The sequence below is a fragment of the Duganella guangzhouensis genome (assembly GCF_009674535.1).
GTDB lineage: Bacteria > Pseudomonadota > Gammaproteobacteria > Burkholderiales > Burkholderiaceae_D > Rugamonas > Rugamonas guangzhouensis.
The window spans coordinates 252771-277676 of the sequence record NZ_WKJK01000003.1 but is presented as its reverse complement, the minus strand read 5'-3'; the positions used below and the strand labels follow the sequence as shown (position 1 = coordinate 277676).

Below are 24906 nucleotides of genomic sequence, written 5' to 3'. Positions count from 1 at the left end.
GAGATCAACAAAAACGGGAAACTTCCACCATGCGATACCAACACTTCATCCTGCCCGCCATCGCCCTGGCCGCGCCGCTGGCCCAAGCCCAAACCCAGGTGCAGGCCGATATTCCGGCCGGTCCGCTGGCCGATGCGCTGAGCCGCTTCGCCCAGCAATCCGGCGTCGCCTTCGTACTCGATGCGCGGCAGGTGCAGGACTTGCAGACGCACGGCCTGAAAGGCAGTTATGGTGTGGAGGATGGCTTCAACACGCTGCTGCACGGCAGCGGTTACGTGATCGGCAAAACCGCAGCCGGCTATCGCCTGGTGGCAGCCCCCAAGCAGGACAGCGGGCAGATGACCGATTCGGTACTGCCCGCAGTGAGCGTGAAAGCCGATAGCGAGCGCGAATCCGCTACCGGCCCGGTGCCGGGCGTGGTCGCCAAGCGCAGCGCCACCGGCACCAAAACCGACAGCGCCATCGTCGAAGTGCCGCAGTCGATCTCAGTGATCGGCGCGCGCGAGATCGATGACAAGGGCATGGTGACGCTGACCGACGCGCTGGCGCAGACCGCCGGCGTGACCGTCAATCCGTATGGCTTCGATTCACGCGCGCCGGACTGGGTGATGCTGCGCGGTTTCGACGGTTGGTACACCAGCAGCTATCGCGACGGCCTGGCGCAGAACGTGGGTATCACCTTCCTTGGCGTGCAGACCGAGATCTATGGCCTGGAACGGCTGGAAGTGCTGCGTGGCCCGGCCTCGGTCCTGTTTGGCAAGGGCGACGTGGGCGGGGTGGTCAACCGCGTCAGCAAGGTGCCCAGCACGGACGCGCTGCGAGAGATTGGCGTGCAACTGGGCCGCTATGACCGCAAGCAGGTGATGGCCGATCTGGGTGGCGCCTTGGACGGCGAGCAGCGCTGGCTGTGGCGCGTGGTTGGCGTGGATCTGGACACCGGCACGCAGGAGAGCTATCCGAATGGCCAGCGCATGAAGCAGAAACGCCGCTATCTGGCACCGTCGCTGACCTGGCACATTTCGCCGCAAACCTCGCTGACGCTGCAAGCGGAGGCGCTGCGCGACGATAGTTCGGATGATATTCAATACGTCACGGCGGCGGATGGCTCGCAGAGCAGCATCAAGGAAGGCGATCCGAATTACAGCCGCATCGAAACCGATTCCGACGCCGCCGGCTATCAACTGACGCACACGCTGGACAATGGCTGGCAGTTGCAGCAGAAAGCGCGCTACGCGCACCGCAGCATGGACAAGCACCATATCGTGTCGTTCTTCGACGTCGATCCGAACGAGTTGCTGCGCCAGGCGCGGCATGATGTGGAATCGGTGCGGGAGACTGCGGTCGACACTTCGCTGCAAGGCACGCTGACGGCGGGCGGCATCACGCATCGACTGCTGTTCGGCGTCGACTATGACCGCAACCGCGCCGAGTGGCAGCGCTGGCAGGACATGACCAGTTCACTCGACATGGTGAATCCGGTGTACGGCATCAGCATCGCCGAACCTGCCACGAACTCGCGTGACAAGCAGGTGGTCAGCGAGCAGCTGGGCGTGTATGCGCAGGATCAGCTGCAGTTCGACCAGCACTGGCGGCTGACGCTGGGCGTGCGCCAGGACCGCGCCCGCACACATCTTGACGATCGGCTGGGCGATGTGCAGGACAACCGTACCGACAACGCCACCACCGGCCGTATCGGTGCCAGCTACCTGGTGGGCAATGGCTGGGCGCCATATGCGAGCTATGGCGAATCGTTTGTGCCGGTGATGGCGATCGACGACGATGTGCTGTTTAGTCCCAGCCGCGGCAAGCAGATCGAATTGGGCGTGAAGTACATCCCCGAAGATAAACCGTGGTCGTTCACGGCGGCGGTGTACAACCTGAAGAAAACCAATGTGGTGTCCTACGACCCGGTGGAATTTGTGCCGCATGCGCTGGGACTGGTGCGCTCGCGCGGGCTGGAACTGGAGGGACGCGCGGAGCTGAGCCGGCAGTTGTGGCTTACCGGCTCGTTCACGGCGCTGAACATGAAGATCCTGTCGAGCGCCATTCCCGAGGAAGTGGGTAATATGCCAATCCTCACGCCGAAACAGACCGCGTCGCTGTGGCTCGATTATGCGACCGGTGCCAGTGGTGGCCCGGGGTTGAGCGTAGGCGGTGGCCTGCGCTACACCGGCAAGCGTTACAACGATGCCGCCAATACTTCGTTCGAAGACGGATACACGGTGACCGATGCCGCCATCCGCTACGACACCGGGCCGTGGCGCTTCGCCCTCAACGTCAGCAATCTGTTCGACCGCTCCTACCTAAGCGGCCGTGCCTACGGCAGCTACTTCCGTGGCGCCGAACGCAATGTGATACTCACCGCGAAATATCGCTGGTAAGCCGTAGCGTGGTGGCCGGGCTTGCGGGAAGCTGGAATAGCCATGCCGCTTTGCCATCTACGCTGCGCGCCTGTCCGGCGAGGCGGATTTCGCGGCCATCCACCGTCAGCGACAGTGTGGATGGCCAGTCGGCGGCGGGTACTTGGAGCTGAATCGGACGATCGCTGGTGTACATCCAGCGGCCGTCGTCGCGCCATAGCGCTGCCGCCGTATCGCCGCTGTCGGCCGACAGCGCATAGCCTGACGCGGACAGCGTGCTGCCACGGCCCAGGAACAGGTAGTCCAGCTGTCCGCCGCGCTCCGCGACGATGGCGTAGCGGCCCCGCAGCTGCACGCCATCGCGCTGGTACTGCGCGTCCGCCGCATCGCCCGAGATGATGGTCTGGCGGCGCTCTCCCGCAGTGCTGACGCGCAGCGCGAGCGCATGGCCATCGTCGATCTGCTCGACCTCGCGCACCAGGCTTGCGCCATTCTCGGCCGGCTCGAAGATGGCGGTGAATGGATGCGTCCATGCCTCGCCGCGCTGACGTATCACCAGCGTGGGCAGCGGCGCGCGTTCGATCTCGGACGGCAGCATGCCGGCGCTCCACGCTGTCGATGGCGGCGCCATCACCGAGAAGTATTCACGCTGTGCCGAACCTTGCAACCACGCCGTCATGCTCAACGCGCGCTCCCGCAGTTTGAGGTCGAAACGCGCGCGCAGCGGTTGTTGCGATGTTAGCGACTTGCGGTTCTGCCAGAAATCGTAGCCCGCCAGGTCGCCATCGGCAAACGTGAGGCGCTGCGACGGCGTGTTCGCCAGCGGCTGGCCGCCTGCGCCGACAAACTGCATGCTTTGTCCGAGGTTGTGGTAGATGTAGTCGTGATAACGGTCCTTGCCGTCGCGCCGGCGCGAACGGAAGATGTCGACGAAGTAGCCGGCACCGTCTTCAAGCCTGATGACGCCCAGCGTGCGCGCCTGATCGGCATTGGTCTCCGGCTCGATGAAGCGCACGTCGCTGAAGGTCGCCCAGGGAAAAGATGCCGCCGCCGCGCTGCCGGATGCGGGGTACATGGCCTGCACGGTGAACGGGTGGTTGCTCTTCATTGACGGGTAGGCCGACACGCCGTCGACCACCACCGTGTTATGTGCCGGGAACTGCGAATAATATTCAAGGTGATCGTTTTGCAGATAGCCGGAACCACGTCCGCTTTCCGGTGCCAGGCTCAGTCCCTTGGCGTACAGCTCCATGGCGATGCCGTTGGCGTGGGCGTGATTGCCGCTGGAGCCGACCTGCGAAATGACCATGGCCTTGCGTTCCGCATCCGCGCCCGCGTAGCCATTGCGCTGTATCAGCCAGCTGGCGTTGGGGGCGTAGAAGGTGGGCGTCTGCCAGGCGGTGGCTGGAACCACGGGCGCATTCGGCATCGCCAGGGCTGGCGCGGGCCGAAGGCTGTCCAGCAGCGCATGGACATCATCCTTGCGTGCCGCTTCGCCCGCGCTGCGAATGGAAGCGAGCAGCGAGGCATAGCCGTTGGCGTCCTCGCTTTGCTGGTGTCGGATGGCGTGGGCCAGCAGGAGTTCCACCATGGCGGTGCGCGGCAGTTCGTAGCGGGTGTCGCCAAAACCGACGGTGCGGCCGTTGGGCAGCAGGTATTGGGGCAGGGCGCGCGCGGCCTTTGGTAGCGCCGGCAGATCCTTCAGCATATCGATGCCGAAGCTCTGGTCCAGCAAGTCCACGCACTCCATGAAGTCGCCCGCCACGTTGATCGAATAGCTGGGGGATTCGTTCCAGATGCCGGTGTTGGCGTCGTAGCCGTACTCCATCAGGCGGCGCAGCCCCCATTGACGAGAGCCGTCGCCATCGATCGCGCTGCGCACGTAGTGCTGGCTGCCGCGCCGGTCGGCATAGCTGTCGTCGGCGCCCAGGATGGCAGCGATGTGCAGCACGAAGCGCGCTTCGATCAGGTTCCAGTTATTCCATGGCACGCCGTTGGCGATGATGAGATCCGCCCACTTCTTGAAGGCGCCATCGTACAGCGCGCGCTTGTCGCCGGCACGTTGCGCGATGTAGGCGTGCATGAAGTCATAGGTTTCAGTTAGCGGGCCGACGACATCTTCGTGGATCACTTCAAACGACTGCAGGCCGACCAGCGTCTGGGCATGACCGAGGTTGAGGTCTATCGGCGTTTCGCGATAGGCGATGCCGCTTATGTAAGTATCGAAGATATCGTAAGCGAAGCGCGCATAGCTTTCGTCACCGCTGGTCCAGTAAAGGAAGGCGGCGTCGCGCGCCAACTCGACGATGCGCATGTTGATCGACTCGACAACGCGACCGCTTTTGGCCTGGCTGGCCCATTCCCACGGCTTGCCCGGCGCGTCGCGGTTCTGCAGCCAAAGCAGATCACGTTCGCCCATATACGGTTTGATGTCTTCCAGCTTGGGCGTGAGGTACTGGCTGGTGGCATCACGGCTGCCAGTGTAGCGCACGGTCGGCACCGGCGCGCGCCCCTCGGCATGGTCGTAGACGCCGTTCTTCACATACACCTGCGTGCTGTGCGACTGCCAGTACATTTGCAGGCGCGAGACGATCCATGCCGGATCGCTGCGATGCCGATCGACGTAGGGCTGCACGCGTGCCCGAATCGCGCGCAGGCTGCGTTGCGCGTCGGGGTTGCGCTCGATCAGTGCGACCACGGCGGACGGCGCCTCATCCTGCACCAGCAGGCGTGGATGGCCGGCGCCGGCCGCGCCGGCGGCTAGCATCAAGGCGAAAAGCGTAGATAAGCGCCGCACGTCAGAACCTCAAGGTAGCACTGAGGAAGAAGGAGCGCGGCGGATTGGTTTGCACCGTGGTCAGGGCGTTTGGATACTGCGCGATAAACTGGTCCAGCGTCATCCCGGTCGGCAGGCTGCCCAACTGGCCGATCTGGGTGGCGTTGCGATCATTAAAGACGTTGTTGACGTTGAAGTCGAAGCGCAGCTTTTCGTTGTAGTTGTAATAGATGCCCAGGTCGGAGACGCGATTCGGCGGCAGGTAGGCCAGCGCGGCGACGGTGGTCGGACGCTTGCCGATGTAGCGGAAGCGGAAGTAACCGCCGAAGTTGTCGAAGTCCGCATTGACGGTGCCGTTGTAGACCACCTTGGCCGAGCGCTCTTGCGGGCCGGAGGTATAGACGGCGGTGTCCGGCGTGGTGGCGACACCGGTCGCGCAAGCTTTCAGCGCGCCGCCGCAGCCAGCCGCCCACGATGCGGCGCTGAGTGCTTTACCCTGGTTCAGCGTCAGCACATTGCGCATGCCCAGCCAGTTGGTGAGGCGGAAGCGGTTGTCCAGCTCAATGCCATAGGATCGGTAATGGCTGTAGATTAGCGGCCGGGTATAAGGCGTGACGCCGTCCGCCAGTGTGCCGTAGCTGGTGACGCCAACGCGGTCGATGTCGACGAAGTAGGGCGTGGCCTCGATGCTGAAGCCCTTGGTGCTGTAGTTATAGCCGATTTCCGCCTGTTTGATGACCGGCAGGATGTTCGGATCGGTGGCATCCACTTTCCACTGCGCGTCGTAGTTATTCCAGTAGCCGTCGCCGTTTTTATGACCCAGCGTGTAGCGGGCATGGATGGTCTGACGTTTGCTGACGCTGTAGCTGATCGCACCGGTGTACTGGAAATAGTGCACGTTCTTGTTGTAGCGGATGGCCGCGCTGTCGGGATTGACAGCGTAGACGTTGTCGTAGATGGTCAACGGATCGCCATCCAGGCCACCGAAGCTGCGGCTGGTGGCGCTGCTGTTAGTGACATAGCGATAGTTCGTGCCATGGAAATTGTACGAGGTGTAGCGCGCGCCGAAGTCGAACAGCCAAGGGCCGGTTTCGTAGGTGAGGCCCAGCAGCGGCGAGATTTCGCGGGTGCGCACATCGTCATACAGGCTGCCGACGCTGTTGCCGCCGGTGCCGGCCACCGCGCCGAAGCCGGTAGGATCGGTCAACTGATAGGTGACCGGCGTGGCGGACTGCGTGGTGAAGGTGACATTGTAGGTGTCAGGTGAATTCTGCAAGCCCATGACACCCTGGCCGCCATTGAGCGCGTCGCGCACAAAGTGTATCCAGGCGGTGTAGGCGCCGGCGGTGACGGTGAGGTTGGACTTGTCGGCAAAGCTGATCGATTTATTGGCCGTGAACAGGTCGACGAAATCGTCGCTGCGGATGCGGTTATTCAAGGCGCTGACTGTCAACACCAGATTGGTGTTGGCGATCGGCGAATTCCCCGAGATGGTATTGTTGGGCAGCAGATTGGGCGTGGTGCTCTGCACGCATAAAGCGCTGCATGCCGCGCCGGTGCTGCTGCTGGCGGTGGTGCGCTGGTTGACGCGCACGATGACCTGGCCGGTGCTGCGGTCGGTCAGGGTGTAATAGCCAGGCGTGGTGCTCAGGCCGGCCAGCACGGAGCCCAGATTGGAATACACGGTGGACGAGGTCACCGACTGGTAGCCTATACCTTCCGCCTCGTTGTGATGGACCTCGTTGCTTTGGTAGCGGACGTTGTTGTTGACCTTCCAGCCGTTGCCGAAGTCATGCTCCCATTTCAGGCCGATGTAGCCGCCGCGATTGCGGGCGAAATTGCTGGGGTCCCAGTAGTCGGTGCGGCCATCCAGGCCGGAAGGAGTGGCGTGCGCGATATTCCCGGTCGGGATGAAGTTGGCGCTGCGGCCAAACGGCGTATCAAATGCGATCGGGCCGAATCCGTGTGCCATCGGCCGTACGATGTCCAGATATCCGGTATGGTCGTCCAGATATTTGACCGATAGCTGCAAGCTGCCGTTACCCCAGTCGCTGCGATACAGCTTATTGACGTTGGCCTTGATCTGGCCACCGCGATTGGGCGGATAAGCGATGTCGCGGTAGCCGTAACTGCGACGGTAGTCGCCGCCGATCGACCAGCCGAAGGTCTTGTCCTCATTACGCACGCCGTAATAGAAATCGTATTTCTGATACAGATTGCCGGGATGATCCTTGTTCTCCACGCCCAGGCGGGTGCCGAACATGCCACCCGGGTCGGTCAGGCCATTCTTGGAGATGTAGTTGAACAGGCCCGCCGGCGCGTTCGGCCCGGTGACTGCGGCCGAACCACCGCGTACCGCTTGCACGCTTTTGGTGGTGGCGTCGGCGCGCAGGAACATATCGGGCGAGAAGTTGGAGAACAGGCCGCCGACCACTGGCAGGCCGTCCTCCATCAGCGCGTTCCAGTAGTAGCCCACGGTGCCGGCGCTGGTGCCGCTGGAGATGCCGCGCGCATAAACGGTGTTGCGCGATTCGCCGGCGTCCGAGGTGACGACCACGCCGGGGATTTCGGTCAGCAGATCGGCCGCGCTGACCGGTGCCACCGCGCGCAGCCGCTCTTCGTCCAGCGTGGTGACAGAGATGGCCGCTTTGTCGGCGGTGGTGTTGCGCAGCACGCCGGTAACGACCACCACGGTGGGGGCGTCGTCGCCAGTGGCTGGCGGAGTGTTGGCGGTATCCTGTGCGAAGGCGCTGGAGCTGAGGACCAGCAGGCCGACGCCAGCTTGACGTGCGACGTTGCCCGCCTTGCGGCGTTTGCTTGCATTCTGCAAAATATGTCTCCTTGTTGTCGTGACTAGGATTGTCACGTTATCGATAACACGCATAGCTGCAATGCGTTGTGGTTATCGATAACATAATGATCGGCCCTGCGAGTGTCAAGAAACTTTGATATCGATAACGAAAACCTGTTGCAGAAAAGCGGCGGCTATTGACATGCAAACAAGAGCTCGTATAATCCGATCCGTTATCGATATCAAACGGCATCGAAATAACCGAAAAATTAATAAACGCCCGCCGGCACAGGTTGACCAGGAGGGCAAAGGAGACCAATTTGTTCATCTTCATACGCGTGCTCGCGTTTCTGCTGGCGTGCCTGCAGTTGCCGCCAGCCTTGGCCCAGGCGATGCCGGACCGGTTGCAGGTTCACCCGTTCCCCAATCCGGTTCGCTACACCCACCACAATGACGACTTCACGGTGCGCGTGCGCACGCCGGGAGGCGTGTGGCAGGATCTGTACGAATACAAGGTCAAGGTAGACCTGGATAATCCGCAGATGGCATCCATGGTGTACTTCAACTTCAACGGCACTGTGGAACTGGCGGTGCAGAAGAATAACGGCATCTTCTCGCAGGTGCGGGTACGGCCGGAGGGCAAAGGCGTCAAGCCGGTGGTCAAGGACGGCATTGCCTACTTTACGCTGCGTCGTCCGGAAAATCTGAGTGTGGAATTCGACGACGACCATCTGCACAATCTTCACGTATTCACGCACGCGATTCGAGACGATATGCCGGCGGTGCCGGCCAACCTGAATTCCAACGACATCGGCACCGCGCAACTGCCAGACCTCACTCAGAAGACGGTGTTTTTCGGCCCCGGCATTCATAGCGGCGAATTCCGTCTGCGGTCGCACACCACGGTGTATATCCATGGCTCGGCCATTCTCAAGAATCCGCTCATCCTCGAAGGCGTGGAAGATGTGAAGGTGTATAGCGACGGCCTGTTCGACGGCGTAGATATGACCACCATCCGCAACGCGCGCAATATCGAAATCGATGGTCCGATCTTCATCAATCAGCCGCACGGCACCATGCGCTGCATTACCTCGCAAGACGTGACGGAACGTTCTATCCGCAGCATAGGCGCCGGTCAATGGTCGGATGGACTGGGTCACTTTGCCTGCGAACGCGTGACGATAGCCGACAGCTTTATCCGCACCTCCGACGATTGCCTCACTTTTTATAATCATCGCTGGGACATCTGGGGTAATACGCGCGACGTTAAAGTCAGCGGCAGCACGCTGTGGGCCGATATCGCGCACGCGGTCATGATCGGCATCCATGGCAATACGCCCACGCCGCAGCATCCGCAGTCCGAAGTGCTGGAGCGGCTGCGCTTTTCGGATATCGACATCCTCGATCATGACGAGGACGATCCCGAGTACGAGGGTGCGCTGGGCATCATGGCCGGCGACGACAATCTGGTGCGCGACGTGGTGTTTGAAGACATCCGCGTCGACCGCATCGAAGAGGGCAAGTTGTTCAATCTGAAGATCGCCTATACCGCCAAGTACAACACCAGCCCCGGGCTGGGCATCGAGAATGTCACGCTGCGCAACATCCACTACACGGGCAAAGGTTCGCCCAGCGCTTCGGCCATCACCGGCCATGACGCGCAACGCAAGGTCCGCAACATCACCATCGACAACGTGACTGTCGGTGGCAAGCGCATCACCGGTCCGGAGGCCGGGGTGCTGGAACTGAACCAGTTTGTCGACGGCATCCACTACCGCTAGCGAAGGGGATACAAATGATTCGATATTTTCGCGCCATGGCAATGGCGCTGGCTTTGTGCTGCCCGCTCGCCGGAGCGGCCGATACGATACAGACCTTGGCCACCACTTATCAGCCGGTCCTGACCGAGACGGTGGATGCCAGTGGTTTCAAACATCCGGGTGTGGGCCTGACCCGCCAGGTGCTGGAGGACATGCGCACGCAGGTGCTGGCGCAAAAGGAGCCGTGGAATACTTATTTCAACCAGATGCTGCTGTCCAGCGCCGCTGGTCGCGCGGTGACTTCGAATCAGCAAAGCGCTTCCGATCCCAGCAAGCCATCGTCGTATGCGTTCAACAGCCAGGGCATCGAATCGCGTTTCATCGCGGATGCGCTCAAGGCTTATACCCAGGCCATTCTGTACTACGTGACCGGCGATGAAGTCTATCGCGCCAATGCGCTGCACATCATCCGCATCTGGGCGCAGATGGACCCGGCGCAGTATGCGTACTATACCGACGCGCATATCCACAGCGGCATACCGCTGAACCGCATGGTGGCCGCTGCTGAAATTCTGCGCTACTCCAGCTATCAGACGGCGGATCTGGCCTGGACCGATCAGGATACGACCAGCTTTACCAATAATCTGATCACACCGGTGATTGAAACGCTCCAGCACAGCAATGCCTACTTCATGAATCAGCACCTGTATCCGCTGATTGGCGCCATGTCGGGTTACATCTTCACCGGCAATCGCGTGCGCTACAACGAGGGCGTGGAGTGGTTCATGGTGAACAAGACGGCGGTGGATCAGGGCCAGAACGGCGCGATCAAGCAGCTGTTCCGGCTGGTGACCAAAAACGATGTCACTGGCGAGGCGGTGACGCCGGTGGTGCAGCACGTTGAGATGGGCCGGGACCAGGCGCACGGCGCCGGCGACGTCACCAACGCTTCGCTGCTGGCCCGTCTGCTGCTGGCGCAGGACACCAAGGTCGATCCGGTCGAGGGCACAGCATCCACTGCGGCCAACGCGGTCGGTCCCTATGAGTTCCTGAACGACCGCATCCTCGACGCCACCGAATACTTTGCCCATTACATGCTGGGCTACGAAACTCCTTGGGTGCCAACCGCCGCTCACACCGATGCCGCGGGCAACCCCACCATCATCTACAAGCAGCTGGCCAGCGCTTATCGCGGCAGGCTGACGCAGAATACCTGGGAGCCGTTTTACTACTACAAATACGTGAAGGGCATCGACATCGCGCAGCGCGCGCCCAACTTCACCCGCCTGTTTGCCGACCGCACCCTGTACAACTGGGATGGTGTCGATGGCGGTGGCGACTTCTGGCTGTTTATTCCACCTGCGGCGGAGGCGGAGGGCACGCAATATCTGGTCAAGCCGATCGTCGAGCCGGTGCGTGAAATTGAGGACCGCTTTAGCGCGCTGGATGACGGCGCGTTGGCGGCGCAGGACGATACCGCCTCCTATGTGCGCGTGACCGCAACCACCGCCGGCAGCAAGATCGCTGTCTTCGGTTATGCCAACGCCACCCGCACGGTGGCCTTCCTGGTGCGCACCAACGGCGTGGCCGAACTGGATGTATTCGACGACACCATCACGCTGCCGGACACCAAAGGCCAGTGGCGTTATGTCAGCTACGCCTTCAACGCGTATCAGAGCCTGGGCGACATGCTGTTCATCACAGTGAAAGGACCAGGAACGACGGTCGATCTGGATCACATCAACGTGCAGGCCGGGACCGTGCTGACGCCACCGGTATTCGATTCCGGTGATGCGGACGTCAACCTGTACACAAATGCCGGTTCCACCGCCGCCGTCAGCTACAGCTTTGCCGCCACCGACGGCAGCAACACTGGAGCGTTGACCTACCAGATCGACAATCTGCCGGCGGGCGCCAGTTTCGATAGCGCGACCGGCGCATTCTCGTGGACGCCGTCGCAGGCCGGCAGCTACAGCTTTGTGGTGGCCACATCGGATGGCACCACCGTTACCGCGCGTAGTGTCAAGGTGGTGGTGGGCGCGGATCGTCAGGCCGCTATCGCCGCCGCCAGCGCGGCCTACAAGCCTGACACTATCTACATCACCAGCAGCCTGTCCGACTATCAGGCCGCCTATCAAGCGGCGGTCAGCGCCGCCGGCAGTGCGACCGATGCCGAGTTCTATGCCAAGCTGGCCGCATTGGGCACGGCCACCGCCAACCTGAAGGAGCTTACGCCGCTGCTGGCCGATGGCAGCATCAATTACGCCAATATGTTCGTGGCCTCGACCTTCGGCACCCAGGTACCGAATGCGCTGGATGGCACGCCGGATACCTTTGTGGTGTACACGCTGGCGCAAAATCTGACGCACACCTTCGACTTCGGTCCAAGCTTCAAGGTGGCGGCCAATGCCTTCCAGCTGCAGGTGCGTGCCAGCTTCCCTGAGCGCATAGGCGGTGTCGCCATGTTCGGCTCCAACGACAACGAGAACTGGACCCGCCTGACGCCAGGCCTGACGGTGGTGACGGAGGATATGCAGACCTTGCCCGTGCAGGATGATCTGCAGAACCAGCGCTACCGCTTCTTCAAGATGCAGATGCTGGAACCGTCGAGCACCTTCCTGGAGGTGGCGGAGTTCCGCATCTACGGCCAGCGTTACGAGACCGTCAATGAAATCAGCGCGGTGACTATCGCCGCCGACCCAAGCCTGCGCAACCGCATTGTGCCCGGCGCCACGGTCAAGCTGAGTTTCGTGTCGAAGACGCCAATCAATAGCGTCAGCGCCACCATTCAGGGCTTGCCGGCGGCCGTTACCAGCAGCGATAACCTCAACTGGACCGCGACGGCGGTGATGAACGCCACGGTGACACCGGGCACCGTCAAGTTCCTGATCAATTACAAGACCGCAGCCGGCGTGGATGCGGAACCGGTACTGTTCACCACCGATGGCACCTCCTTGCTGCTGGCGGACTTGAACGGCTATCTGGGCGATCTGCTCAACATCACGAGCCTGAGCGATTCCAGCGGCCGCAATGCCGCCGACCTGCTGGTGGCAGCCAATCTGCTGGTCGACTCCAATCTGTCGACCTTCACCGACTTCCGTTTGAACGGCAGTGGCAGCGGCGGCTATCTGACTTTCGACTTCAAGCAGGGCGGCACGGTCACGCTGTCGCGGGTGGAGATTATTCCACGCCAGGACAGCTACTACACCCGCATCAAAGGCACGGTGGTGCAAGGCTCCAATGACAACAGCAACTGGACCACACTGACCGCTGCCGCCGCATCCACGCTGGACTGGCAGACGCTGACGGTGAGTGGCACCCAGCCTTACCGCTACATCCGCATCTACAACAGCAGCGCGTGGTACGGCAATATGGCCGAACTTCGCCTGTACGGCGTGGCGCAATCAGCCAACAAGATCGCCACGGTGTCGCTCAGTTCCGCGCAGAGCATCCGCAACCGTGTGGTGGCGGGGAATACGGTCAAGCTGGCGTTTGTGGCCAAGGAGGCGATCAACAATGTGAACGTGACGATTCAGGGCCAGGCCGCGACGGTCAGCAGCAGCGACAACGTCAACTTCACCGCCGAGGCCACGCTGGCACAGGGCGCGGCAGCAGGCAACGTGACCTTCGCCATCGCTTACAAGCAGCAGAACGGCAGTGACGGCGTGACCAACAGCAGCACCACCGACAGCACGGCTTTGTATGTGGTCAGCGAGGCCGATGTCATCGCCAACGTGCCGACGCTGACAACGCTGATCGACTCCACCAGCAACCGCACGGCGGCAACCACGCTGGCGCAGGTGAATGCGCTGTTCGACGCCAATCCCGCGACCAATTCGGACTTCCGCATCGGTAGCAGCAATTCCGGCGTGGGCAGCTACATCGTGTTCGATTTCAAGGCGGACAAGCAGGTGAACCTGAGCAGCGTGGAACTGCTGGCACGGCAGGACAGCAATTACGCCCGCATCAAGGGCGTGGTGATTCAGGGCTCGAACGATAACGCGACGTGGACCACGCTGACAGCTGCCGCTGTCTCCAGCATGGATTGGCAGACGCTGGCCATCAGCGGCTCCACGGCTTATCGCTATATCCGCATCTACAACGCCGGCACCTGGTTCGGCAACCTGGCGGAGGTGCGCTTCCACGGCTCGCTGCATGGCATCAGCGAGAACGTCAGCGCGTCGGCTCAGATGACGCAGCAGGGCGCGACGCTGAATCGCGCCACCGGCAAGTACGTGGGCGGCGTGACCATCACCAACACCGGGAGCACGGCACTGAACGGCACGTTGCAACTGGTGCTGAACAGCCTGACCTCCGGCGTCACCTTGGACAACGCTGGTGGCACTTTATCCGGCGCTCCCTATGTGACGGTGGCCTCGCCACTGGCGGCCGGCGCGACGCTCAATGTCGCGCTCACGTTCAGTAATCCCGCGCGCGGACTGGTGTCTTACACCCCGGCGCTGTATCGGACCAACTAGGAGACGGCAATATGAATAGTCCATTCAAACGCTTGCTGGCCGGCGCGCTGATCGCGCTGGCCGCTTTGGGCGCCGGTAGCGGCAGTGCGGCGGCCGGCACGCTGCACATCGCCATCGATACCTCGTCGTTCGGTGCCACCAGCGGTTATCTCGATATGCAGCTAAGCGCCACTGCCGGCATGCCGCTGGCGACGGCACTGGTCAGTAACATGACGGGTTTCGACAGCAGCGCCTTCATCGATTCCTGGGGCGTGACCACGGTGGCGGGCGGCTACCTGTTCCGCAACGACACCGCCAATGACCTGTTCCATGCGGTGAGCTATGGCGGGGTGATGTCGTTCGACCTGACTTTCAGCGGCGCGGTCGATCCGCTGACGGCCTACATCTCGCACTTCGTGATCTCGGCCTATGGCGCGGATGGCGTCACGGCGCTCGGCAATCCGGACCCTGTCACCGGCGCGCTGGCGAATTTCAGTTGGACGCCCGCGACATCGGCTGGAACTAATGGCATTATTGGCATACAAATCACGGATGCGCGGGTGGCGGTGGTGCCGGAACCGGCCGCGTGGCAGTTACTGGCCGCCGGCATGCTGCTGATGGCGATGGTACGACGCCGCCAGCGCTAACCAACAGGGGAGACAATGGATAAACGGATCATGGCACTGGCGCTGCTGGCGGCGCACTATACGATGCCGGCGCTGTCGGCGCAGCCGCACCGCGCGGAGTGGGAGCAGCCGGAGGTGGTGGCGGTCAATCGCGAACCGATGAAGGCGACCTTCTTCAACTTCGAAACGCGCGAGAAGGCGCTGGCGGGCGACAAGGCGGCTTCCGCCAATTATCGCTCGCTGGACGGTACATGGTCGTTTGCCTATTCTCCCAATCCGGAAGCGCGGCCCAAGGAATTCTTCCGGCCTTCGTATGACGTCAGCAAGTGGGGCACCATTCAGGTGCCCGGCATGCTGCAAACGCAGGGCTACGGAAAGCCGATTTTCACCAATATCCAGTATCCGTTTCCGGCCAATGAGCCTTTCATTCCGCATGCGCTGAATGAGGTGGGCTCCTACCGCCGCGATTTCGAGTTGCCAGCTGCGTGGAAGGAGCGTGACGTATTCCTGCAAATTGGCGCGGCCGGCGCGGCTTATTACGTATGGGTGAACGGCCAGCGGGTAGGGTATTCCGAGGATTCCAAGCTGCCGTCCGAATTCAATCTGACGCGTTACGTGCGCCCCGGCCGCAATACCATCGCCATCGAGCTGTATCGCTGGGCGGACGGTTCCTATCTGGAGGATCAGGACTTCTGGCGCGTCAACGGGATTGAGCGCAGCGTTTATCTGTATGCTGAACCGAAGACGCGTTTGCGCGACTACAAAGTGGTCGCCACGCTGGACCGGCCATCTTATCGCGATGGCCGCTTTGAACTGGAAGCCGAAATCGCTGGCGCCACAGCTGAGGTTCAGGTGCGGGCACGCGTGCTGGATGGCGAGCGTGAACTGCTGCAGGCTAGTGCCACGCCAGGTGCGGATCGCAAGGCGGTGCTGCGTGGCGCCATCCCGTCGGTGCAGCCTTGGTCGGCCGAGACACCCAAGCTGTACACGCTGCTGATTGAGGTCAGCGACGCGCAGGGCAAGCTGCTGTCGGCCACCGCGCGTAGGATAGGCTTCCGCACGGTGGAAGTGGCTGACGGCGAGGTGCGTGTCAACGGCAAGCGCGTGATGATCAAGGGTGTGAATCGTCACGAGCACGATCCGCATACTTATCGCGTGATGTCGATGGAATCGATGCGCAAGGATATAGAGTTGATGAAGCGGGCCAACGTCAATGCGGTGCGCACGTCACATTATCCGAATGACCCGCGCTGGTACGATCTGGCCGATGAATATGGCCTGTATGTGATGGATGAAGCGGACATCGAGTCGCACGGCTATATGGAGTTGGGCGACAAGGCACCAACAGCGGCGGCGCGCGCCGCGATCCAATTGGGTTACAAGCCGCACTGGCGTGTCGCGCACCTGGACCGCGTGTCGCGCATGGTGGAGCGGGATAAGAATTCGCCTTCGGTGATCTTTTGGTCGCTGGGGAATGAGGCCGGCACCGGACCTAACTTTGAAGCGGCTGCGGCCTGGATACGCAAGGCCGATCCGACGCGTTTGATCAGCTATCTTGGCCACGGCACGCTGAGCGAGGTGCATCTGCCTAACGAGTATGTGGATATTTATGCGCCGATGTATGACGATATTGAGAAGATGGCCGATTATGCGCAAGATCCGGCCTATCATCAGCCCATGATCCAGTGCGAATATGCGCACGCGATGGGTAATTCGCTGGGCAATCTGGAAGATTATTGGCGTGTGATTCGCGCGCATCGCAAGCTGCAGGGCGGTTTTGTGTGGGATTGGGTGGATCAGAGTGTGATCGCCAAAGACGAGAAGGGGCGTACTTACTGGGCGTCCGGGTTTGATCTGAATCCGGAGCGTGGCGATAACAGCGTGGTCGGCGACGGTGTGTTGCGCTCGGACCGCACGCCTGATCCTGAATATTATGAGCTGCAAAAGGTGTATTCGCCGGTGGTGTTTGAGGGCGATGCGCGTAGTGGGGCTCTGGAGGTAGTGAACCGGTACGATTTCCGCGATCTGTCGCATCTGGCGCTGGAGTGGCGGCTGGAGCGCGACGGCGTGACAGTGGCACGTGGCGCGCTGGCGCCGGCATCCGCTGCGGCGGGAGCGCGTCAGCAGGTGGACGTGTCGGCGGTGCTGGTCGCGGCGCGGTCGGCTCAAGCGGCTGCGGTGCCACCCTCGGCGCAGGCCGCATCGCCGGGTGGGGAACTGGTGCTGACAGTCGGCGCTCGCAGCAAGGTGGCGGAAGCGGGTGTGGAGCAGGGCGCCTTGGTCGGCTGGTCGCAGTTTGTGCTGGCGTCGGCCGCACCGGTTGCCAGCCAGGCCGGCTGGGTGACGCCGCAGCGCGTTGGCGACACCTATGAGCTGCGCGCCAGCGATGCCGTGCTGCGACTGCAGGCGGAAACCGGTCTGCTGACTTACAGCGTGGCCGGCCAGCCACTGCTGAAGGGCGGCAGCCCCAATTTCTGGCGCGGCCTGACCGACAACGATGAAGGCGCGGGCGTCGACAAGAGTCACGCCATCTGGAAGACCTTCACCGAGCAGCGCAAAGTCCGCGCCATCTCGGTGGACGGCGACAGCCTGAAAGTGCTGTTCAGCTTTGGCGCCGGCGCCGCCCACTGGGAGAATATCTACCGCATGCGTGCCGATGGCGCGCTGGAGGTGGCCGCCAGTTTCACGCCGCTGCGTGACGATCTGCCCGACCCGCTGCGTCTCGGCCTGCGTTTCGACAGCGCCACCGGCATAGACAAACTGCGCTGGTATGGTCGCGGACCGCAAGAATCTTACGTCGATCGCCATACCGGCGCCGCGCTGGGTCTCTACCAGGGCAATCTGGCTGACCAATATCACTCCTACATTCGCCCGCAGGAAAGCGGCAACAAGACCGATGTGCGCTGGCTCGTCTTGCGCGGAAAGCAGGGCGGGGTGAAGGTCAGCGCCGACGTGCCATTCTCTTTCAACGCGCTGGCCTTCCCGTATGAAGACCTGTATCTGCGCCCACGCGGCACATGGAAAAGCGCCGAGATCGCGCCGCATGGCGATGGCAGCCTGCTGATCGACATGGCGCAGGCTGGCGTGGGTGGCGACACCGGCTGGAGCCTGGACGGCCGCCCACATGTCAAGTACCGCATTCCGCTGGCCGCCGCCAGCTACCGATTCGTGGTTACGCCGTCACAGACCGGCATGCAATAGCCAGGAAGTGTTGACCCTCGTCGCAGGGTTGTTTATGATGTTTAGTAAAGTTATCGATAACTTGCCGTAAGTTGTTATCGATAACCAATAAGAATATACCAGAGGAGAAGAAGTAATGAGGAAGATGCTGATGAATACGCTGCAGCTGACCGCAGCGGCCCTGGCGGTTGGCCAGGCTTACGCCCAAACCCCGGCCACCGACGCCAAAGATGCCAACGATAATACGGTGGTGGTCAGTGGCATACGCGCCAGCGCCAGGTCCGCGCTGGCCGTCAAAAAAGACACGATGGAGGTGGTCGACTCCATCTCCGCCGAAGACATCGGCAAATTGCCGGATCCGAACGTGGCCGAAACCCTGACCCGCATTCCCGGCGTGCAGGGCTACCGTTATGGCGGCGAGGGCGCCTCGCCGGTGGGCCAGGGCTCGGGCCTGACCATTCGTGGCCTGTCCGGGCAGACCGCATCGCAGGTCAATGGCCGCGCCTATTTCACCGCCGGCAGCCGCGAATACAACGTGGAAGGCGCGATTCCTGGCATGGTGGCCGGCATCGACGTCTACAAGAATCCATCGGCCGAACACGTGGAGGGCGCGATCGGTGGCCTGGTCAACATCCGCACCCGCAAGCCGAGCGACTTCAAGGAGTTCACCGCCACGCTGAGCGTCAACGGCCGGGAGAACGATCTGGCCAAGAAAAAAGATCCCGAGCTGTTTGGCCTGATCGCCAACAAGTGGGATCTGGGCGGCGGCTCGCGCATCGGCCTGATGGCGGCCGGCGTGTACCAGAAGAGCACCGGCCGTTCGGACAACAATCCAGCCAACGGCGGTGCCAACTTCAAGCGCGCGGTGCGCGCCGACAGCGCGGAATATGCCTCGCTGGCGGCCGCCAACACCAGCAACAATCCAGCACTGCCGATGAGCGCTTACGTCGGCCGCACCGACATCAACTACCTGGCCAGCGTACCGACCGTGGCCAGCGCCGGCGCTTACACGCCCGACCTGACTGGCCTGACGGCGGCGCAGGCGGCCAACGTGATGGTGGCACCTGGCCTGACCAGTAACGTGTTCCAGGAGACTATCTACCGCACCCGCAAGGGTTTGAGCCTGGCCGCCGACTACCGCCAAAGTAATACGCTGCGCTTTTATACCGAAGGCGAGTACACCTACTACCGCTACTACCAGAATTATCGCGGCCTGAATTCGGTCGATGGCGGCAATGTTCAGAACCTGCAAACCACGCCGTTCAATTTCACCGAGGGACTGGCCAACCGTAACCTGAGCGGCGGCAGCGACGATGTACTGGTCAACAAGCGCCTGCTGAGCGGTACCTTCCTCAATTCGACCGTCAACACCATCGGTGGCGAGGAGCGTCGTCCCTACACCACCTGGATCGCCGCCGGTGGCGTGGAGTGGAGCCCGAATGCGTTCTGGTCGCTGAAGGCGGACCTTTCGTACATCAAGGCCGACCAGACCCAGGATAACCGCTCGGTCAACATGGATTCGGCCAATGGACTGTACTGGAGCACTACCCGCGTGGCCGATGGCGCGCCGCACTCGCTGACATTCAGCGGTCCTAGCCTGTCGGACCCGAGCAACTTCGTGTTCCGCGACTATAGCAATGGCACGTATCAGAAGTGGGACGATAACGGCTATGCCGCCAAGCTGGATGCGGCGTACTCGCCGGAAGAGGGCTTCTTCAACAAGATCAAATTCGGCGGCCGCGCAGCACATCAGAAGAGCCTCTACACCAACTTCAGCTTCAGCGGCAAGGCACTCACCAGCGATGGTGCGACCCTGACCGCCAACCGCTCCAACGGCATCAACGCTTCCACGTTGTCCGGCGTGCTGGAAACCGCACCGAGCAACTTCATGAACGGCGATGCCGGTTACTCTGGCGGTTACGTGGTGTACTCGCCGGCCGCGCTGGATGGTAATCAGGTGCAGGCATTGTTCCCTAATGCCGGTATCCCGTCGGTGGGCAACTATGCCGAGAATCTGCTGTCGCGCCGCGTGTTCAATGAACACACTCTGGCTGGCTACGTGCAGGGCGAATTCGCGACGGCGGACGAGCGCCTGCGCGGCAACGTCGGCGTGCGCCTGGTGCGCACCGATACCGACGTCACCGCGCGTGTGGCCAGTACCACCAGCGGCAGCACGGTGGTGGTGGACAATCTGAAGTCGACTTCCTACACCTATGCGCTGCCTTCGTTTAACCTGACTTACGATATCCAGAAGGACTTCCTGGCACGCTTTGGTTATGGCCGCGGTATGACCCGTCCGGAAATCAGCGCGCTGAATCCATCCATCACGGTCAACACGGTCAGCGGCACCGGCACCGCCGGCAATGCCGACCTGCGTCCGCAACTGGCCAACAGCTTCGACCTGTCGCTGGAGCGCTACTTCAACGCCACCAACTATGTATCGGTTGGCTTCTTTGACAAGGAGATCAAAGGCTTCCTGAGCGGTATCGTGGAATGCCAGACGGTGCCGCTGGTACCGGCCTACAGCGGCTCCACCGCCAACAGCTGCCCGACCGGCCAGTATCAGATCACCAAGTCGGTCAATGCGGAGAAGGGCTATGCGCGCGGCGTCGAGCTGGCGGGCCAGTACTTCTTCGATGGTCATTACGGCTGGCTGAAGGACTTTGGCGTGTCCGGTTCCTACACCTATGTGGACACCTCGAATCCGATCAACATCGGTACCGCGACGGCGCGCCGCGTCATCGATTCGCAGCAGCCGTTCGTGTCGAAGAACAGCTTCAGTTTGGCCGGTATGTATGAGGCCAAGCGCATGTCGGCGCGGCTGGTGTACACCTGGCGTTCGGAGCAGGTGCTGTTCGGCGTCTCGGCCAATCCTATCGATGGCCGCTACATCGAGTCCTACGGCATTCTGGACGGTTCGTTCAACTACGACCTGATGGAGAATCTGACGCTGTCGCTGACCGCCTCCAATCTGACCAACAAGGCGCTGAACCGCTACGTGGGTGAGCCGGGCGCCTATGCCACCGACATCGAACGTCAGCATTACGTGAACGGCCGTACCTACAGTGTCGGCCTGCGCTACAAGTTCGGCAAGTAATCGTCTCCCCCTCACGCCGCAATCCGGGTACAGCGCCTGGATTGCGGTTTTTATTTTTCTAATCTCGAAAGAATTGAATATGGCTGATATCGACGTACACTTCCTCGGCATCGACGAGGGCTTGCAGCGACTGCATCTGATCGACACCCGCAGCGGCGAATTCGCGTGGACGCTGGACCTGGCTGATTATCCGCTGGCGCGCGACATGCAGCGGCTGGACGACGAGCGGGTGCTGGTCGGCTACGATCACGGCTACTTTGAACTGGAGTGGCGCAGCGGCCGCGTGCTGACCGATTGCCGCCGCTGGAAGGACGTCACCGCCGTTACTCGGCGCGCAGATGGTGCCACGCTGGTCACCGGCATGAATCTCGATGGACGCGGCGGCGTCAATGTGCTGACGCTGGATGCGGCGGGCGACGTGCTGCACACGGCGTACCGCGAAGGTGATTACGTGCGCCTGATGCGCGTAACGCCGCAAGGCACTTATCTGCTATGCACCAATGACCACATCAAAGAAACCACGCCGGAGCTGATGGAATTGCGGCGATTTACCGCGCCCGGTTTCGAGCACGCCTGGAAGGCGGAGCGGCTGGCGGATGGTGGCACCATCGTCTCCGCCGGCTATGGCGCTTTTATCGCGGTATTCGATGCGGATGGCCAGTTGGTGCAGCGCTTTGGCGGCAAGGATGCGTTGCCGGCCAGCGTGGCGCCGTTCTTCTACGCCACCTATGCCTTCCTGCCGGATGGCCAGATGCTGGTGGCGAACTGGCAGGGCCATGGACCGGACAATGGCCACAAGGGGGCGCAGCTGCTGCGGTTCGATAGCGCGCGTCAGTTGGTGGCAACATGGTCGGCGCCGCAGCGCATCTCTTCGCTGCAAGGTTTGCTGCTGGTGTAAAAAAAATCCCGGACAGGGTAACCCCCGTCCGGGCAACTGGAGCGTGTCCGGGAGATGGACACGAGCGAAACTCAGTAAGGACCGGCGCCAGGCGCTGTCAGGTCGAAATGCTGCACATCCAGCCAGGACCCCGGTTGCCGGCCCGCGCCGAACAGGCCAATCTGCGCGCCAACCCAGGTGCCGCGCGTGACGGGGAAGGGGGATCCGACCGGCTTGAAGGTTTGGCCATCCACGCTGTAGGAGAAGTTGACGAAAGCGCCTTCGTTCATGTACGCGCGCAGCGTGAGTTCTTGCGGCGCCGGCTCCAGCACCACCATCGACTGCTCCTTGCAGCGCGGGCCGAACGGGCCGCAGATAGTCCATGCCAGCGCGGTGATGCCATCCTTGTGGCGTAGTCCCAGCCACGCGTACTGCATGCCGTTGACGATTAAACCGGCGCGGTCGCCATCGCGCGCTTGCTCCAGCCGCACGCGGGTGGTGACCAGGAAGCGCGAGGCGGGAGCTTTCTGCGTCAGGATCGCCGGCGAGGCGCGCACATAGTCATCGGCGTCGGCCAGCGATTGGGTGTACAGGCGCAGCGTACCCGGTTTGGCGCTCAACGAATACCAGCCCGGCTGCGGATTGGCGCCCCATTGCCATTGCAGGCCCAGTTGCGGCGCGCTGAAGTCATCGCTGGTGGCTGGCGCGGCCAATGGTTTACCCTGCACCGGCTTGACGTAGGTGATCACAGGTTCGCCCACGCCAGGTTGGCGCGATGGTTGACCGATCAGCGGCCAGCCGTCCCGCCACTGCATCGGCTGCAGATGGATCACGCGGCCGTAGGCGCCTTTGTCCTGGAAGTGCAGGAACCAGTCGCGCCCATCCGGGGCACTGACCCATGCGCCCTGGTGCGGGCCGTTGATCGGCGTGTCGCCCTGGTCCATGACCTTGCGTACTTCATAGGGACCGGCCAGGGAGTGCGAGCGGAACACCGCTTGCCAGCCTTGTTCGACGCCGCCGGCCGGCGCGAATACGTAGTAGTAGCCGTTGGCTTTGTAGACTTTGGGACCTTCGACTGTGTGGTAGCCGGGATAATCGGCGCCGTTGATGATGTCCTTGCCCTGGTCGTCCAGCATGCGGGTGGCGCCGGCGTCCATGTGGCGCAGTGTGATGATGTTGTTCTTGCCGGCGCGGCTGAAGGCCCAGGCGTGGGTTAGCCATGCCTGGCCGTCGTCGTCCCAGAACGGCGCCGGATCGATCAGGCCACGGCCGGCCAGCAGCAAACGTGGTGCGCTCCATGGGCCGCGGAAGTTGTCGGCTTCGATGACGTAGATGCCGCGATCCGGATCGGGGTAGAAGATGTAATAGCGGCCGTTGTGATAGCGCAGGCACGGTGCCCATACGCCCTTGCCGTATTGCGGCGCGGCGAAGATCTCTTGCGGTTGCAGGGCTGGCAGCGCGTGGCCGACCAGCGTCCAGTTGACCAGATCCTGCGATTCCAGCAGCGGCAGGCCGGGCAGGTTGCTGAAGCTGGAGGCGGTCATGTAGAAGCGGTCGCCAACGCGGATGGCGTCAGGGTCCGAGTAGTCGGCGTGCAGGACCGGATTGCGATAGCGGCCGTCACCCAGATCCGCCAGCCAGGGGGCATTGGACGTTGGCGTTTGCGGCGCGGCGGCGCTGGCTGCTGCTGTCGCGCCAGGCGCGCCGCACAGCAGCGTCATGGTCAGTGCCATGGCCAGCGTCGGTGCCGCTGGCAGGCGCGGATGGCGTACGGCGCTCACCAGTATGGCTCCCAGATGCTGCTAAGGCGCGTCAGCGCTTCAAGATAGAAGTAGTCGCCCCAGATGCAGGATTCGTCGATGCCGATGCGATTCGGCTTGTGGTAGACGGCGTGGCGCAGCAGGCCGGAGCCAGGGGCACCGTCGTGATTGAAGTACTGTTCCGACAGTGTGATCACCATGCCGGCGGCGGCGCGTTCGTACTCGGCGCGCAGCGGATCGAACAGCGGCAGGCGGCTGGCCAGTTCCAGCAGGCCGCAGGCGGCGACGGCGGCGGCCGAGCTGTCGCGCTGCTCCACGCCGGAAGTGAAGATCAGATCCCAATAGCAGATGCCATCCGCCGGCAGGCGGTTCAGGTAGTAATTGGCCAGCACCTTGCCGAGATCCAGCAAGCGGGTGTCGCCGTTGTGGCGCGACACCAGCGGAAAGCCGGAGATGCCCCATGCCTGGCCACGCGCCCAGCACGAGTCATCGCTGTAACCCTGATGCGTCTTGCCTTCGCGCGGCTGGCCGTTGTCCGCATCGAAGAAGAAGGTGTGGTAAGTGGAACCGTCGGCGCGGACGATGTGGCGCGCCGCCTGTTCGATGTGGTGGTTGGCGGCATCGCGGAAGCGCAGGTCGCCGCTGATGTCGCTGGCCCAATACAGCAGCGGCAGATTCAGGTTACAGTCGATAATCATGCGGCCGCGTTGGGCCGGATCGTTCAGGTCTCCCCACGCCTGGATGATGCCGGCGTTCGGATAGTAGCGCTCCAGCAGCAGGCGCGCCGCGCCCAGCGCCGCCTCGCGCGCCTGTTCGCTGCCGGTCAGCTTGTAGCCGGCCACGCACGACAGGCTGTAAAGAAAGCCCAGATCATGATGATTGATGGCGATGCGTTCGCGCTGGCGCAGGTCGAAGCTGGCCACGTGCGCTTCGGCGGTGGCGCGGAACTGATGGCCGCCGCTCAGCTCATAGGACAGCCACAGCATGCCGGTCCAGAAACCGTTGGTCCATTCGGTATTGTCCATCGTCCCATAGATGCCGCCGGTGCTGGACGGTGTTGGGAAGCGGGTGCCAAAATGGGCGACGTTGCGCTCAACGGCCGCCAGCGCGTCGCTGATGGCGCGATCGATGCGGGCGCGTTCTGGCAGCTGGCGCCAGGCGTGCGGCAGGCGCGCGGTTTGCAGAGGTTCCGGCAGGGCAGGGTGTAACACAGCTTGCATGA

Annotated in this window: 11 protein-coding genes; 7 read left to right on the top strand and 4 right to left on the bottom strand. The window is 62.3% G+C overall.

Annotated features, from left to right (window positions below; all coding sequences use genetic code 11):
* The first annotated feature begins 29 nt into the window (after positions 1-29).
* Positions 30-2381: a TonB-dependent siderophore receptor gene (locus GJ699_RS07155; protein ID WP_154374546.1), complete on the top strand. Its 2352-nt coding sequence runs from the start codon at positions 30-32 to the stop codon at positions 2379-2381.
* Here the strand turns inward: GJ699_RS07155 and GJ699_RS07150 are convergent.
* Both GJ699_RS07150 and GJ699_RS07145 read right to left on the bottom strand, forming a co-directional pair.
* Entirely contained in the window at positions 2359-5127 is a 2769-nt protein-coding gene (locus GJ699_RS07150) for an endo-acting ulvan lysase-like protein (protein ID WP_229262005.1), read from the bottom strand. The two genes, GJ699_RS07155 and GJ699_RS07150, sit on opposite strands and share 23 nt — an antisense overlap.
* A 31-nt stretch (positions 5128-5158) precedes the next feature.
* Positions 5159-7966, bottom strand: coding sequence for a TonB-dependent receptor plug domain-containing protein (locus tag GJ699_RS07145; protein ID WP_195763481.1), 2808 nt, complete (start codon positions 7964-7966; stop codon positions 5159-5161).
* A 281-nt stretch (positions 7967-8247) separates the two neighbouring features.
* Between GJ699_RS07145 and GJ699_RS07140 the strand changes: the two genes are divergently transcribed.
* The 6 genes from GJ699_RS07140 (at position 8248) to GJ699_RS07115 (ending at position 21945) form a co-directional block, all read left to right on the top strand.
* Complete coding sequence (locus GJ699_RS07140) at positions 8248-9708, top strand: glycoside hydrolase family protein (protein WP_154374540.1); 1461 nt, start codon at positions 8248-8250, stop codon at positions 9706-9708.
* Between the two features lie 14 nt (positions 9709-9722).
* Positions 9723-14165, top strand: coding sequence for a discoidin domain-containing protein (locus tag GJ699_RS07135; RefSeq protein ID WP_154374538.1), 4443 nt, complete (start codon positions 9723-9725; stop codon positions 14163-14165).
* Between the two features lie 11 nt (positions 14166-14176).
* The gene (locus GJ699_RS07130) at positions 14177-14791 is read left to right on the top strand and encodes an NF038129 family PEP-CTERM protein (protein WP_154374536.1); all 615 of its coding nucleotides are present in this window, start codon (positions 14177-14179) and stop codon (positions 14789-14791) included.
* 15 nt (positions 14792-14806) lie between these two features.
* The gene (locus GJ699_RS07125; protein ID WP_154374534.1) at positions 14807-17971 is read left to right on the top strand and encodes a glycoside hydrolase family 2 TIM barrel-domain containing protein; all 3165 of its coding nucleotides are present in this window, start codon (positions 14807-14809) and stop codon (positions 17969-17971) included.
* Between the two features lie 115 nt (positions 17972-18086).
* The gene (locus GJ699_RS07120; protein WP_154374533.1) at positions 18087-21047 is read left to right on the top strand and encodes a TonB-dependent receptor; all 2961 of its coding nucleotides are present in this window, start codon (positions 18087-18089) and stop codon (positions 21045-21047) included.
* Between the two features lie 79 nt (positions 21048-21126).
* Positions 21127-21945, top strand: coding sequence for a WD40 repeat domain-containing protein (locus tag GJ699_RS07115; protein ID WP_154374531.1), 819 nt, complete (start codon positions 21127-21129; stop codon positions 21943-21945).
* Between the two features lie 71 nt (positions 21946-22016).
* On the opposite strand, the gene GJ699_RS07110 is transcribed toward GJ699_RS07115, so the two are convergent.
* Positions 22017-23705: a glycoside hydrolase family 43 protein gene (locus GJ699_RS07110; RefSeq protein ID WP_371867479.1), complete on the bottom strand. Its 1689-nt coding sequence runs from the start codon at positions 23703-23705 to the stop codon at positions 22017-22019.
* The gene (locus GJ699_RS07105; RefSeq protein ID WP_154374529.1) at positions 23702-24904 is read right to left on the bottom strand and encodes a glycoside hydrolase family 88 protein; all 1203 of its coding nucleotides are present in this window, start codon (positions 24902-24904) and stop codon (positions 23702-23704) included. The genes GJ699_RS07110 and GJ699_RS07105 overlap by 4 nt, the downstream gene beginning before the upstream one ends.
* Between the last annotated feature and the right edge of the window lie 2 nt (positions 24905-24906).